Source organism: Dokdonella koreensis DS-123 (genome assembly GCF_001632775.1).
GTDB classification, from domain to species: domain Bacteria; phylum Pseudomonadota; class Gammaproteobacteria; order Xanthomonadales; family Rhodanobacteraceae; genus Dokdonella; species Dokdonella koreensis.
This window is the reverse complement of the sequence record NZ_CP015249.1, coordinates 3,014,053-3,028,458: the sequence shown is the minus strand read 5'-3', so window position 1 is coordinate 3,028,458 and position 14,406 is coordinate 3,014,053. Positions and strand designations below refer to the sequence as shown.

The window sequence follows — 14,406 nt, the reverse complement described above, 5'->3', positions numbered from 1 at the left end:
GGCACCGGCAGCCGGAGTGTCCGCACGTGGCGAGGCGTAACTTTTCCGCTTGCGGACCTTGACAGTGCCTCGGCAGCGAAAGGACAATAAGCGGCTCCGTGACACGAGCTGCTTCGTGGCACAGGTTCGGGCACGAAAGTCCCGAAGCGAGATCCGGAGGGATACCCAAGCGGCCAACGGGGGCAGACTGTAAATCTGCTGGCTAACGCCTTCGGTGGTTCGAATCCACCTCCCTCCACCAGCTTCCGGCCGCTGCACGCCGCCGGGTTCTGGAGAGAATGCAAGTTCGAAGCGCGGCGGAGGTGGATTGAGAACCGCCGTCGTGGTTCGACAGGGACGCAGGAGCGGCCCTGAACGTATCGCGTAGCGATACGGCCCGGAGGGTGGAGGGCAGGATGCCCGGAGTCATCCACCTCCCTCCACCAGCGTCCGGCTGCTGTTCAAGCGCGGGGTGCTGGAGAGGACGGTCCGGCTGCTTCGGCAGCGGGTCCGGACAGCAAGACGAGAATGCAACTGGAAGTGTGTTTAGGTCCCGTGCGGGAGTAGTTCAATGGTAGAACCTCAGCCTTCCAAGCTGATGGTGCGGGTTCGATTCCCGTCTCCCGCTCCATTGACGTCCACCGCCCGTCCGGACACGTTTCCCTAGAAGCAAAGCTGCACACCTTTTTCAGTGTGCTCACGTAGCTCAGTCGGTAGAGCACCTCCTTGGTAAGGAGGAGGTCGATGGTTCGATTCCATTCGTGAGCACCATTTCTTCACTCTCACACTCGGTAGAAGAGCACTGCCATGGCCAAGGGTAAATTCGAGCGGACCAAGCCGCACGTGAACGTCGGTACGATCGGACACGTCGACCACGGCAAGACGACGCTGACGGCGGCGCTGACGAAGGTCGGCGCGGAGCGCTTCGGCGGCGAGTTCAAGGCATACGACGCGATCGACGCGGCGCCGGAAGAGAAGGCGCGCGGCATCACGATCTCGACGGCGCACGTGGAATACGAGTCGCCGAACCGCCACTACGCGCACGTGGACTGCCCGGGCCACGCCGACTACGTGAAGAACATGATCACGGGTGCGGCACAGATGGACGGTGCGATCCTGGTGTGCTCGGCCGCTGACGGCCCGATGCCGCAGACGCGCGAGCACATTCTGCTGTCGCGCCAGGTGGGCGTGCCGTACATCGTCGTGTTCCTGAACAAGGCCGACATGGTGGACGACGCCGAGCTGCTCGAGCTGGTCGAGATGGAAGTGCGCGAGCTGCTGAGCAAGTACGAGTTCCCGGGCGACGACACGCCGATCATCAAGGGTTCGGCGCGTCTGGCGCTGGAAGGCGACCAGTCGGAGATCGGCGTGCCGGCGATCATCAAGCTGGTGGAAGCGCTGGACGCGTGGATTCCGGAGCCGCAGCGCGACGTGGACAAGGCGTTCCTGATGCCGGTGGAAGACGTGTTCTCGATCTCGGGTCGCGGCACGGTGGTGACGGGCCGTATCGAGCGCGGTATCATCAAGGTCGGCGACGAAGTGGAGATCGTGGGCATCCGTCCGACGGTCAAGACGACGGTGACGGGCGTTGAGATGTTCCGCAAGCTGTTGGACCAGGGCCAGGCGGGCGACAACGCGGGTCTGCTGCTGCGCGGCACGAAGCGCGACGACGTGGAGCGCGGTCAGGTGCTGGCGAAGCCGGGCTCGATCACGCCGCACACGAAGTTCGAGGCCGAGGTGTACGTGCTGTCGAAGGAAGAGGGCGGTCGTCACACGCCGTTCTTCAAGGGCTACCGCCCGCAGTTCTACTTCCGCACGACGGACGTGACCGGATCGGTGGAGCTGCCGGAAGGCGTGGAAATGGTCATGCCGGGCGACAACATCAAGATGGTGGTGACGCTGATCGCGCCGATCGCGATGGACGAAGGCCTGCGTTTCGCGATCCGCGAAGGCGGCCGCACCGTCGGCGCCGGCGTCGTCGCCAAGATCTTCGAGTGAACTCAAAGCAACTGCTTTTGTCTTGAGCTGTCCAGAATAGTCCGGTCGGAATGGCCGGACTATTCTTGGCCGTCACGGAGGACGGCACACATGAACGCCAGTAGCTCAATTGGCAGAGCAGCGGTCTCCAAAACCGCAGGTTGGGGGTTCGAGTCCCTCCTGGCGTGCCACCACCCGAGAACATGAACGCTAAAGTCGAACAACATTCCGGCGCCGGTGCCGTGGAGATCGCCAAGCTGGCGCTGGCCGCGGTACTCGCCGTCGCCGGCATCGTTGGCTACTACTACTACGCCGGAACCCTGGGGTCGCTGCCGCGCCTGGGTATTCTGGTCGGTGCGTTCGTGCTCGCCCTGCTCATCGCGGCGTTCACGCGGACGGGCCGCTCGGCGCGCGAGTTCCTGGGCGAGTCGCAGTTCGAGCTGCGCAAGGTGGTCTGGCCGACCCGCGACGAGACCCTCAAGACGACCGGCGTCATCATCGTCGTCGTCATCATCCTGAGCTTGCTGCTGGGCTTGATGGACCTGATCCTGAAGTGGATCGTGCTGGACTGGCTGCTGAAGCTGGGCCACTGACGGAGGCGGGCCGATGTCCAAACGCTGGTACGTGGTTCACGCCTATTCGGGTTTCGAGCACCAGGTCGAGCGGTCGCTGAAGGATCGCATCGCCCGCGCCGGCATGGAGGCGAGCTTCGGCGAAGTGCTGGTGCCGACCGAGGAAGTCATCGAGATGCGCGGCGGCCAGAAGCGCCGCAGCGAGCGCAAGTTCTTCCCCGGTTACGTGCTGGTCCAGATCGAGACCGACGATCAGGGCAAGGCCCTGAAGATCGACGACGAAGCCTGGCATCTGGTCAAGGAGACGCCGAAGGTGCTCGGCTTCATCGGCGGTACGGCCGACCGGCCGCTGCCGATCCGCGACAGCGAGGCGGACGTGATCCTGCGCCGGGTTCAGGAAGGCGTGGACAAGCCCAAGCCGAAGGTGCTGTTCGAGCCGGGTGAAATGGTCCGCGTCATCGACGGCCCCTTCAACGATTTCAACGGTGTCGTCGAGGAAGTCAACTACGAGAAGAGCCGCCTGCGCGTGGCGGTTCTGATCTTCGGGCGCTCGACGCCGGTCGAGCTGGAATTCGGCCAGGTCGAAAAGGCCTAAAATCCCTGCTATACTTGCCGGCTCGCCGTCATGAAGGCGGGCCGAAGTTCCGGCCGCCGCATGGCGGCCGTCGGCATGTCGGCCGATCGAAAATGAACAACGTGACGCCGGGACACGTGATTTCCCGGTCCGATGGGGAGCCTTGAATCCAAAGGCGCTAGCACCCGGAGAGAGAAATGGCTAAGAAAGTCGTCGGTTACATCAAGCTGCAGGTCAAGGCCGGCCAGGCCAACCCGTCGCCGCCGGTCGGTCCGGCGCTCGGTCAGCGTGGCCTCAACATCATGGAGTTCTGCAAGGCGTTCAACGCGGCCACGCAGAAGCTCGAGCCGGGCCTGCCGATCCCGGTCGTCATCACCGCCTATTCCGATCGCACGTTCACCTTCATCACCAAGACGCCGCCGGCGACGATCCTGCTGAAGAAGGCCGCCGGTATCCAGTCCGGCTCGAAGACCCCCAATACCGTCAAGGTCGGCAAGGTCACGCGCAAGCAGCTCGAGGAGATCGCCAAGGCGAAGGAACCCGACCTGACCGCGGCCAGTGTCGACGCGGCGGTTCGTACGATTGCGGGCAGCGCCCGCAGCATGGGTCTGACGGTGGAGGGCTGAGGTCATGGCGAATATCGGAAAGCGCTACAAGTCGCTGCGGGACAAGGTCGTTCCGGGCAAGGCCTACGGGATCGAGGACGCACTCAAGCTGGTCAAGGAGGGCGCCAAGGCCAAGTTCGTCGAGTCGGTCGACGTCGCCGTCCGCCTCGGCATCGATGCGAAGAAGTCCGACCAGGGCGTGCGCGGCTCGTCGCTGCTGCCGCACGGCACCGGCAAGACCGTCAAGGTCGCCGTGTTCGTGCCGGCCGGCGAGAAGGCTGAAGCGGCCAAGGCCGCCGGCGCCGATGCCGTCGGCATGGAGGACCTGGCCGAGAAGATGCAGGCCGGTGATCTCGACTATGGCCGCGTCATCGCCACGCCGGACGCGATGCGCGTCGTCGGCAAGCTCGGCCAGCTGCTCGGTCCGCGCGGCCTGATGCCGAACCCGAAGGACGGCTCGGTCACGGCCGACGTCGCCACGGCGGTCAAGAACGCCAAGGCGGGGCAGGTCAAGTTCCGCAACGACAAGGCCGGCATCATCCACGCGACGATCGGCAAGTCCAGCTTCGAGATCGACGCGCTCAAGGACAACCTGAACGCGCTGCTGGCCGATCTGGTCAAGGCCAAGCCGTCCACCGCCAAGGGCGTGTTCCTGCAGAAGGTCTCGGTGTCGAGCACGATGGGCGTCGGCGTCAGCGTCGATCCGTCGAGCCTCAGCACCTGACCGGATTCGAAATGAGGCAAGCCCGCCGTTCGCACCGGCGGGCCGAGAAATTTTGAGGGCCTCCCGCAAGGGAGCCGTCAAAGACCGCAGGCGGCCAAGACGGCACGCTCCCGGCGGCAAGGAAGCGGAACTTGCGAAGGAAACGCCGGGGCGAGCGTCGTCGAGTCCTTAAAACGACCAGCCTGCGTAGATGGTGCAGCCCGACAGGTTTACCTGGAACGGCCACCTAATGGCGCGAAAGCGCCGACGGGTCTGCGATGGAACCGCGGCCCGTGACCGTTTGGGAGCCGGAACGCAGGAGCGCACCGGAGCCCGGTTCGGAGACAACAATGGCGCTCAATCTTGCGCAAAAGAAAGAGGTCGTTGCCGAACTGGCGGATGTCGCTGCCAAAGCGCATTCCCTGGTCGCGTCCGAGTACATCGGTCTTACCGTCGAGCAGCTCACCGAGCTGCGCAAGAAGGCCCGTCAGGGCGGCGTGTATCTGCGAGTGGCCAAGAACACCCTCGTATCGCGCGCCGTGGACGGCACGGACTATGCGTGTGTCAAGGACACGCTCACCGGTCCGCTGCTGTACGCCTTCTCGACCGAAGATCCCGGTGCTGCCGGACGTCTGATCAAGGAATTCGCGAAAGCCAACGACAAGTTGCAGCCAAAGCTGGTCGCCATTGGCGGCAAGGCATATCCGGGGACGCACGTCGACGTGCTGGCCTCGCTGCCGACCCGCGAACAGGCGCTCAGCATGCTGCTCAGCGTTCTCGTCCAGCCCGCCACGATGCTCGTGCGCGTCCTGGCCGAGCCGGCCTCGCAGGTTGCCCGCGCGATCAACGCGGTCGGCCAGCAGAAGTCCGCCTGAGCGCATTCGCCGATTCGTCACACCTTTCCATTCAGTTAGAACCGTTTCAGGAGCAAATTCATGTCCCTCAGCAACGAGCAGATCATCGAAGCGATCGCCGGCAAGACCCTCGTCGAAGTGATGGAGCTGGTCAAGGCGATGGAAGAGAAGTTCGGCGTGTCCGCAGCCGCTCCGGTGGCTGTCGCCGCCGCTCCGGCCGCTGGCGCTGCCGCGCCGGTCGAAGAGAAGACCGAGTTCACGGTCTCCCTCAAGTCCGCCGGCGAGAAGAAGGTCGAAGTCATCAAGGTCGTCCGCGCCATCACCGGCCTGGGCCTCAAGGAAGCCAAGGACCTGGTCGAGTCGGCTCCGGCCGTCATCAAGGATGCCGTCAGCAAGGACGAGTCCGAGAAGTTCAAGAAGGATCTTGAAGCCGCTGGCGCAACCGTCGAGATCAAGTAATCGACGTTGCGTCGCTGGTCTCGGCTGGCGATACCCGAAGCCTGGGGGCGAAAGCCCCCGGGCTTTGTCCGTTGCAGCGCCGGGGCGTGGCGATTGGCGACTGCCGGTGGGAACCGGCGATGCTCACGGCATCGTCACGTTGTCCCCGGAAGACAGTCCCCATCCGCCAAACCCTTTGAGTTTCTCCTTCGCCGGTGCGATCCGTGCCGGCATGCAATCCCGACCCGAGGCGGTACCCGATCATGACCTACTCGTTCACCGAAAAGAAGCGAATCCGCAAGGACTTCGGCAAGCGTCCGCCGGTGCTGGACGTCCCGTTCCTGTTGGCCATCCAGGTCGACTCCTACCTGGAGTTCCTGCAGGCGGACGTCCCGCCGGCCAAGCGTGAGGACAAGGGCCTGCATGCCGCCCTTCGCTCGGTGTTCCCGATCTCCAGCTACTCGGGCAGCGCCGCGCTCGAGTACGTCAGCTACCGCCTGGGCGAGCCGCCGTTCGACGAGCGCGAGTGCCGCTCGCGCGGCATGAGCTACGGCGCACCGCTGCGCGTGACCGTGCGGCTGGTGATCTACGACCGCGAGTCGTCGAACAAGGCGATCAAGTACGTGAAGGAGCAGGAGGTGTACATGGGCGAACTGCCGCTCATGACCGACACCGGCACCTTCATCGTCAACGGCACCGAGCGCGTCATCGTCTCGCAGCTGCACCGCTCGCCGGGCGTGTTCTTCGACCACGACCGCGGCAAGACGCATTCGTCCGGCAAGCTGCTCTACAGCGCGCGCGTGATTCCCTACCGCGGCTCGTGGCTGGACTTCGAGTTCGATCCGAAGGATGCGCTGTTCACGCGTATCGACCGCCGCCGCAAGCTGCCGGTCACCGTGCTGCTGCGCGCGCTCGGCTACAACAACGAAGAGATCCTCGACATCTTCTTCGAGAAGAACGAGTTCACGCTGGGCAAGAAGGACGGTGCCGAGCTGGAGCTGGTCGCCGAGCGCCTGCGCGGCGAGACGCTCAACTTCGACCTGCGTGTCGGCGACGAGGTGATCGTCGAGGCCGGCAAGCGCATCACCGCGCGCCACGTGCGCCGCCTCGAGAGCGCCCAGATCAAGACGCTGGAAGTGCCGGACGAGTACCTGCTCGGCCGCATCCTGGCCCATGACGTGGCCGACACCAAGACCGGCGAGCTGCTGGCCGCGGCCAACGAAGAGATCAACGACGGGCACCTAGAGACGTTCCGCAAGGCGGGCGTCGAGAAGGTCGCCACCCTGTGGGTCAACGACCTCGACCGCGGCCCGTACATCTCGCAGACGCTGCGCATCGACTCGACGCGCACGCCGCTCGAAGCGCTGGTCGAGATCTACCGGATGATGCGTCCGGGCGAGCCGCCGACCAAGGAAGCGGCGCAGAACCTGTTCCAGAACCTGTTCTTCTCGGCCGAGCGCTACGACCTCGATCGCGTCGGCCGGATGAAGTTCAACCGCCGTGTCGGCCGCAAGGAAGACACCGGCCCGGGCATCCTGTACGACTCGAAGTACTTCGGCGACCGCAACGACGAGACCTCCAAGGGCCTGTACAAGGAGCTGGGCGTCGGCTCGGACATCCTCGACGTGCTCAAGGTGCTGATCGAGATCCGCAACGGCCGCGGCACCGTCGACGACATCGACCACCTCGGCAACCGGCGCGTGCGCTCGGTCGGCGAGATGGCCGAGAACGTGTTCCGCATCGGCCTGGTGCGCGTCGAGCGCGCCGTCAAGGAGCGCCTGTCGCTGGCCGAGTCCGAGGGCCTGACCCCGCAGGAGCTGATCAACGCCAAGCCGGTGGCCGCCGCGATCAAGGAGTTCTTCGGCTCCTCGCAGCTGTCGCAGTTCATGGACCAGAACAACCCGCTGTCGGAAGTCACCCACAAGCGCCGCGTCTCGGCGCTCGGCCCGGGCGGCCTGACGCGCGAGCGCGCCGGCTTCGAGGTGCGCGACGTGCATCCGACCCACTACGGCCGCGTCTGCACGATCGAGACGCCGGAAGGCCCGAACATCGGCCTGATCAACTCGCTGGCGGTCTATGCCCGCACCAACGACTACGGCTTCCTCGAGACGCCGTACCGCAAGGTCGTGGACGGCAAGATCACGCGTGAGGTCGAGTTCCTGTCGGCGATCGACGAGGGCGAGTACGTGATCGCCCAGGCCAACGCGCCGCTCAACGAGGACGGCAGCTTCCAGGAAGACTTCGTCGCCTGCCGTTCGCGCGGCGAATCGGAGCTGCGTGGTCCCGGCGAGATCCAGTTCATGGACGTCTCGCCGATGCAGACCGTCTCGGTCGCCGCGGCGCTGATCCCGTTCCTCGAGCACGACGACGCCAACCGCGCGCTGATGGGCGCCAACATGCAGCGCCAGGCAGTGCCGACGCTGCGCGCCCAGACGCCGCTGGTCGGTACCGGCATCGAGCGCGCCGTGGCGCGCGACTCGGGCGTCACCACGGCCGCGCGCCGCGGCGGCGTGATCGACCAGATCGACGCCGGACGCATCGTGGTCCGCGTCAACGAGGTCGAGATCGGCGAGAACGACGCCGGCGTGGACATCTACACGCTGACCAAGTACACGCGCTCGAACCAGAACACCAACCTCAACCAGCGCCCGCTGGTCAAGGTGGGTGACGTCGTCGCCAAGGGCGACGTGCTGGCCGACGGCTCGTCGACCGACCTGGGCGAGCTCGCGCTCGGCCAGAACATGCTGGTCGCGTTCATGCCGTGGAACGGCTACAACTTCGAAGACTCGATCCTGATCTCCGAGCGCGTGGTCCAGGAGGACCGCTACACGACGATCCACATCGAGGAGCTGACCTGCGTCGCCCGCGACACCAAGCTCGGGCCGGAGGAGATCTCGGCCGACATCCCGAACGTCGGCGAGCAGGCGCTGGCGCGCCTGGACGACTCCGGCGTGGTCTACATCGGTGCCGAGGTGAACGCCGGCGACATCCTGGTCGGCAAGGTCACCCCCAAGGGGGAAAGCCAGCTGACGCCGGAAGAGAAGCTGCTTCGCGCGATCTTCGGCGAGAAGGCGTCGGACGTGAAGGACAGCTCGCTGCGCGTGCCGCCGGGCATGGACGGCACGGTGATCGACGTCACCGTGTTCACGCGTGACGGCATCGAGAAGGACAAGCGTGCGCGCCAGATCGAGGAAATGGAGATCAAGCGCATCAAGAAGGACTTCGACGACCAGTTCCGGATCCTCGAAGGCGCGATCTTCAGCCGCCTGCGCTCGGTGATCGTCGGCAAGGTCGCCAACGGCGGCCCCGGCGCGCTCAAGAAGGGCAGCGACATCACCAACGACTACCTCGACGGCCTCAAGAAGGACGAGTGGTTCTCGATCCGGATGAAGGACGAGGACGCCGCCGACTTCCTCGAGAAGGCGCAGGAGCAGATCAAGCGCCATCGCGAGGAGTTCGACAACCGCTTCAAGGAGAAGCAGGCCAAGATCACGACCGGCGACGATCTGGCGCCCGGCGTGCTGAAGATGGTCAAGGTGTACCTGGCCGTCAAGCGCCGCATCCAGCCGGGCGACAAGATGGCCGGCCGCCACGGCAACAAGGGCGTCGTGTCGATGATCGTCCCGGTCGAGGACATGCCGTTCGATTCGAACGGACGCCCGGTCGACATCGTGCTCAATCCGCTCGGCGTGCCGTCGCGCATGAACATCGGCCAGATCCTGGAAGTCCACCTGGGCTGGGCCGCACGCGGCCTCGGCGAGAAGATCGGCCAGATGGTCGAGATCAACGCCAAGGCGGCCGAGGTGCGCAAGTTCCTCGACCAGATCTACAACCACGACAAGGACGAGTTCGGCCAGCGCGTCAACCTCAAGTCGCTGAGCGACGAGGAGATCCTGGAGCTCGCCCGCAACCTGCGCAGCGGCGTGCCGATGGCGACGCCGGTGTTCGACGGCGCCAGCGAGGCGGAGATCAAGGCGATGCTGCGCCTGGCGGACCTGCCCGAGTCGGGGCAGACCGTGCTGATCGACGGCCGCACCGGCGAGGCGTTCGATCGCCCGGTCACGGTCGGCTACATGCACATGCTCAAGCTCAACCACTTGGTCGACGACAAGATGCACGCCCGCTCGACCGGCCCGTACTCGCTGGTCACCCAGCAGCCGCTCGGCGGCAAGGCGCAGTTCGGCGGCCAGCGCTTCGGCGAAATGGAAGTCTGGGCGCTGGAAGCCTACGGCGCCGCCTACACGCTGCAGGAGATGCTGACGGTCAAGTCCGACGACGTCTCGGGCCGCAACCAGATGTACAAGAGCATCGTCGACGGCGACCACGAGATGGCGGCCGGCATGCCCGAATCGTTCAACGTGCTGGTCAAGGAGATCCGCTCGCTGGCGATCGACATGGAACTGGAAGAGACGAAGAAGTGAGCGCCCCGGGCTTTGGAGACTGAACCATGAAAGACTTGCTCAACCTGTTCAATCAGCAGCGCCAGACGCTCGACTTCGACTCGATCAAGATCGCGCTCGCCTCGCCGGACCTGATCCGTTCGTGGTCGTTCGGCGAAGTGAAGAAGCCGGAGACGATCAACTACCGCACGTTCAAGCCGGAACGCGACGGCCTCTTCTGCGCGGCCATCTTCGGACCGATCAAGGACTACGAGTGCCTGTGCGGCAAGTACAAGCGCATGAAGCACCGCGGCGTGGTCTGCGAGAAGTGCGGCACCGAGGTCACGCTGGCCAAGGTGCGCCGTGAGCGCATGGGCCACATCGAGCTGGCCTCGCCGGTCGCGCACATCTGGTTCCTGAAGTCGCTGCCGTCGCGCATCGGCCTGATGCTCGACATGACGCTGCGCGACATCGAGCGCATCCTCTATTTCGAGGCCTACGTCGTCATCGACCCGGGCCTGACGCCGCTGCAGCGTGCCCAGCTCCTCAACGAGGAGCAGTACCTGCAGGCCGTGGAGGAGCACGGCGACGAGTTCGACGCGCGCATGGGCGCCGAGGCCGTCTACGAGCTGCTCAAGACGATCGACCTGCAGCAGGAGATGATCAAGCTGCGCGAGGAGATCGCCTCGACCAACTCCGAGACCAAGCTCAAGCGCCTGACCAAGCGCATCAAGCTGGTCGAGGCGTTCCACGAGTCGGGCAACCGCCCGGAGTTCATGGTGCTGACCGTGCTGCCGGTGCTGCCGCCGGACCTGCGTCCGCTGGTGCCGCTGGACGGTGGCCGCTTCGCCACGTCCGATCTCAACGACCTGTACCGCCGCGTCATCAACCGCAACAACCGCCTCAAGCGGCTGCTCGAGCTCAATGCGCCCGACATCATCGTGCGCAACGAGAAGCGCATGCTGCAGGAGTCGGTCGACGCGCTGATGGACAACGGCCGTCGTGGCCGGGCGATCACCGGCACCAACAAGCGGCCGCTGAAGTCGCTGGCCGACATGATCAAGGGCAAGCAGGGCCGTTTCCGCCAGAACCTGCTCGGCAAGCGCGTGGACTACTCCGGCCGTTCGGTCATCGTGGTCGGCCCCACGCTCAAGCTGCACCAGTGCGGCCTGCCGAAGAAGATGGCGCTGGAGCTGTTCAAGCCGTTCATCTTCTCCAAGCTGCAGCGCCGCGGCATGGCCACGACGATCAAGGCCGCCAAGAAGCTGGTCGAGCGCGAAAGCGCCGATGTCTGGGACATCCTCGAAGAGGTGATCCGCGAGCATCCGGTGCTGCTGAACCGCGCGCCGACCCTGCACCGCCTCGGCATCCAGGCGTTCGAGCCGGTGCTGATCGAAGGCAAGGCGATCCAGCTGCACCCGCTGGTCTGTACCGCGTTCAATGCCGACTTCGACGGCGACCAGATGGCCGTGCACGTGCCGCTGTCGCTCGAAGCGCAGCTGGAGGCGCGCGCGCTGATGTTGTCGTCCAACAACATCCTGTCGCCCGCCAACGGCGAGCCGATCATCGTGCCGACCCAGGACGTCGTGCTCGGCCTGTACTACATGACCCGCGAGCTGACCAACGCGAAGGGCGAGGGGATGGTCTTCGCCAACATCGCCGAGGTCCATCGCGCCTACGAGAACCGCGTCGTCGAGCTGCACGCCAAGGTCAAGGTGCGTCTGCGCCAGGTCGAGATCGACGATGACGGCAATCGCAGCGAGAAGACCTCGCTGGTCGAGACGACGATCGGCCGTGCGCTGCTGGCCGAGATCCTGCCCGAAGGGCTGCCGTTCTCGCTGGCCAACGTCGAGCTGACCAAGAAGGCCATCTCGCGCCTGATCAACTCCTGCTATCGCCGCCTGGGCCTGAAGGACACGGTCGTCTTCGCCGACAAGCTGATGTACACGGGCTTCCATTACGCGACCCGTGCCGGCATCTCGATCGGTATCGACGACATGAAGATCCCGGCCGAGAAGAAGGGCATCCTCGAAGAGGCCGAGAAGGAAGTCACCGAGATCCAGGAGCAGTACCAGTCCGGTCTGGTCACCGCGGGCGAGCGCTACAACAAGGTCATCGACATCTGGTCGCGCACCAACGAGCGCGTCGCCGCGGCGATGATGCGTGGCGTCGGCACCGACAAGGTCAAGGACAAGGACGGCGCGGTCGTCGATCAGAAGTCGATGAACTCGCTGTACATCATGGCCGACTCCGGCGCCCGTGGTTCGGCCGCCCAGATCCGTCAGCTGGCCGGCATGCGCGGCCTGATGGCGCGACCGGACGGCTCGATCATCGAGACGCCGATCACCGCGAACTTCCGCGAAGGCCTCGACGTGCTGCAGTACTTCAACTCGACGCACGGCGCGCGTAAGGGCCTGGCGGACACGGCGCTCAAGACCGCCAACTCCGGCTACCTGACGCGCCGTCTGGTCGACGTCGCCCAGGACGTGGTCGTCACCGAGCCCGATTGCGGCACGCCCAACGGCCTGACCATGACGCCGATCGTCGAAGGTGGCGACGTCGTCGAGCCGCTGCGTGATCGCGTGCTCGGCCGTGTGGCCGCGGAAGACGTCTTCGCGCCGGGCAACGACGAGGATCCGATCGTCGAGCGCGGCACGCTGCTCGACGAGACGCTGGTGCAGCGGCTCGAGCAGGCCGGCGTGCAGTCGATCCTGGTGCGTTCGCCGATCACCTGCGATGCGCGCTTCGGCGTCTGCGCGATGTGCTACGGCCGCGACCTCGCGCGCGGTCACCTGGTCAACCACGGCGAAGCGGTCGGCGTCATCGCCGCGCAGTCGATCGGCGAGCCGGGCACCCAGCTGACGATGCGTACGTTCCACATCGGTGGTGCCGCCTCGCGTGCCGCCGCCATCGACAACGTCCAGGTCAAGACCACCGGCACGATCAAGTTCAACAACCTCAAGACCGTGCAGCACGCCGCCGGCCACCTGGTCGCGGTCTCGCGCTCGGGCGAGCTGTCGGTCATGGACGCGCACGGCCGCGAGCGCGAGCGCTACAAGGTGCCGTACGGCGCCGTGATCGACCTCAAGGACGGTGCGGCGACCAAGGCCGGCCAGACCGTCGCCAAGTGGGACCCGCATACCCATCCGATCGTCTCGGAAGTAGCCGGCGTGATCCGCTTCATCGACTTCATCGACGGCATCACGATCCAGGAGCAGGTCGACGAGCTGACCGGCCTGGCCAGTGCGGTCATCACCGATCCGAAGCGGCGCGGTACGGCCGCGAAGGACCTGCGCCCGATCGTGCGTCTGGAAGACAAGAAGGGCAACCACCTGAAGCTTCCGGGCTCGGACGTGCCGGCGCAGTACTACCTGCCGGCCGGTGCGATCGTCTCGCTGCAGAACGGTGCGGAAGTCGGCGTCGGTGACGTGGTGGCGCGTATCCCGCAGGAAACGTCCAAGACCCGCGACATCACCGGCGGTCTGCCGCGCGTCGCGGACCTGTTCGAGGCGCGCAAGCCGAAGGAGCCGGCGATCCTGGCCGAGCGCTCGGGCGTCATCAGCTTCGGCAAGGACACCAAGGGCAAGCAGCGCCTGATCATCAAGGATTCCGACGGCAACGAGCACGAGGAGCTGATTCCCAAGTGGCGTCACGTGATCGTGTTCGAGGGTGAGCACGTGGAGAAGGGCGAGACCGTCGTCGACGGCGAGCCCAATCCGCACGACATCCTGCGTCTGCTCGGCGTCGAGCCGCTGGCGGCCTACCTGGTCAAGGAGATCCAGGACGTCTACCGGCTGCAGGGCGTGAAGATCAACGACAAGCACATCGAGTCGATCATTCGCCAGATGCTGCGCAAGGTCGAGATCAGCGAGCCGGGTGGCACGCGCTTCCTGCGCGGCGAGCAGATGGACCGTTCGCGCGTGCAGGAGGAGAACATCCGCGCGGCCGCCCGCGACGAGCTGCCGGCGGAGTTCATGCCGGTGCTGCTCGGCATCACCAAGGCCTCGCTGGCGACCGAGTCGTTCATCTCGGCGGCTTCGTTCCAGGAGACCACGCGTGTGCTGACCGAGGCTGCCGTCCGCGGAACCCGCGATACCTTGCGGGGGCTCAAGGAAAATGTTATCGTCGGCCGCTTGATTCCGGCCGGAACCGGTCTCGCCTACCATTCGCAGCGTCGCGGACGGGCCGGCGGGTTGACCGAATCGGAGCTGGAAACCCTTGGCGGCGCGGGCAGTTCCAGCTCGGTGGCCGAGGCGGTTGCGGAAGACGGCGACGGCGGCTGATAGGCCGCCGCCCCACACAAACGAAAAGAGACGCAGGACGCG

At 65.5% G+C, this 14,406-nt stretch carries 9 protein-coding genes, 4 tRNA genes and 1 other RNA gene; all 14 read left to right on the top strand.

What is annotated here, in order from left to right:
• The first annotated feature begins 155 nt into the window (after positions 1–155).
• The 14 genes from I596_RS12405 (at position 156) to rpoC (ending at position 14,364) form a co-directional block, all read left to right on the top strand.
• Positions 156–241, top strand: a tRNA-Tyr gene (locus I596_RS12405).
• A gap of 44 nt (positions 242–285) precedes the next feature.
• A non-coding RNA gene (locus tag I596_RS12400) (RtT sRNA) lies at positions 286–425 on the top strand.
• A 111-nt stretch (positions 426–536) separates the two neighbouring features.
• Positions 537–610 (top strand) — tRNA-Gly (locus I596_RS12395).
• A 64-nt stretch (positions 611–674) separates the two neighbouring features.
• Positions 675–750: transfer RNA gene (locus tag I596_RS12390), tRNA-Thr, on the top strand.
• Positions 751–786: 36 nt separating this feature from the next.
• Positions 787–1,977 (top strand): elongation factor Tu, encoded by a 1,191-nt coding sequence (gene tuf / locus I596_RS12385; protein ID WP_067648392.1) that lies wholly within the window; start codon positions 787–789, stop codon positions 1,975–1,977.
• A 94-nt stretch (positions 1,978–2,071) separates the two neighbouring features.
• Positions 2,072–2,147 (top strand) — tRNA-Trp (locus tag I596_RS12380).
• A 12-nt stretch (positions 2,148–2,159) separates the two neighbouring features.
• Entirely contained in the window at positions 2,160–2,549 is a 390-nt protein-coding gene (gene secE, locus I596_RS12375) for a preprotein translocase subunit SecE (protein ID WP_067648391.1), read from the top strand.
• Between the two features lie 13 nt (positions 2,550–2,562).
• Positions 2,563–3,123: a transcription termination/antitermination protein NusG gene (gene nusG, locus I596_RS12370; RefSeq protein ID WP_067648388.1), complete on the top strand. Its 561-nt coding sequence runs from the start codon at positions 2,563–2,565 to the stop codon at positions 3,121–3,123.
• A gap of 176 nt (positions 3,124–3,299) precedes the next feature.
• Positions 3,300–3,728, top strand: a complete 429-nt coding sequence (gene rplK, locus I596_RS12365; protein WP_067648385.1) for a 50S ribosomal protein L11 — start codon at positions 3,300–3,302, stop codon at positions 3,726–3,728.
• 4 nt (positions 3,729–3,732) lie between these two features.
• Complete coding sequence (gene rplA / locus I596_RS12360; protein ID WP_067648382.1) at positions 3,733–4,431, top strand: 50S ribosomal protein L1; 699 nt, start codon at positions 3,733–3,735, stop codon at positions 4,429–4,431.
• 329 nt (positions 4,432–4,760) lie between these two features.
• Positions 4,761–5,285: a 50S ribosomal protein L10 gene (gene rplJ / locus I596_RS12355; protein WP_067648379.1), complete on the top strand. Its 525-nt coding sequence runs from the start codon at positions 4,761–4,763 to the stop codon at positions 5,283–5,285.
• 60 nt (positions 5,286–5,345) lie between these two features.
• On the top strand, positions 5,346–5,723 hold the full coding sequence (gene rplL, locus I596_RS12350; RefSeq protein ID WP_067648375.1) for a 50S ribosomal protein L7/L12: 378 nt from the start codon (positions 5,346–5,348) through the stop codon (positions 5,721–5,723).
• A gap of 239 nt (positions 5,724–5,962) precedes the next feature.
• The gene (gene rpoB, locus I596_RS12345) at positions 5,963–10,123 is read left to right on the top strand and encodes a DNA-directed RNA polymerase subunit beta (RefSeq protein WP_484481958.1); all 4,161 of its coding nucleotides are present in this window, start codon (positions 5,963–5,965) and stop codon (positions 10,121–10,123) included.
• A gap of 26 nt (positions 10,124–10,149) precedes the next feature.
• Positions 10,150–14,364, top strand: a complete 4,215-nt coding sequence (gene rpoC / locus I596_RS12340) for a DNA-directed RNA polymerase subunit beta' (RefSeq protein ID WP_067648369.1) — start codon at positions 10,150–10,152, stop codon at positions 14,362–14,364.
• Positions 14,365–14,406 lie beyond the last annotated feature (42 nt).

Coding starts and splice junctions, on each gene's coding strand:
- tuf (WP_067648392.1), top strand. CDS start 787: ATGGCCAAGGGTAAATTCGAGCGGACCAAGCCGCACGTGAACGTCGGT.
- secE (WP_067648391.1), top strand. CDS start 2,160: ATGAACGCTAAAGTCGAACAACATTCCGGCGCCGGTGCCGTGGAGATC.
- nusG (WP_067648388.1), top strand. CDS start 2,563: ATGTCCAAACGCTGGTACGTGGTTCACGCCTATTCGGGTTTCGAGCAC.
- rplK (WP_067648385.1), top strand. CDS start 3,300: ATGGCTAAGAAAGTCGTCGGTTACATCAAGCTGCAGGTCAAGGCCGGC.
- rplA (WP_067648382.1), top strand. CDS start 3,733: ATGGCGAATATCGGAAAGCGCTACAAGTCGCTGCGGGACAAGGTCGTT.
- rplJ (WP_067648379.1), top strand. CDS start 4,761: ATGGCGCTCAATCTTGCGCAAAAGAAAGAGGTCGTTGCCGAACTGGCG.
- rplL (WP_067648375.1), top strand. CDS start 5,346: ATGTCCCTCAGCAACGAGCAGATCATCGAAGCGATCGCCGGCAAGACC.
- rpoC (WP_067648369.1), top strand. CDS start 10,150: ATGAAAGACTTGCTCAACCTGTTCAATCAGCAGCGCCAGACGCTCGAC.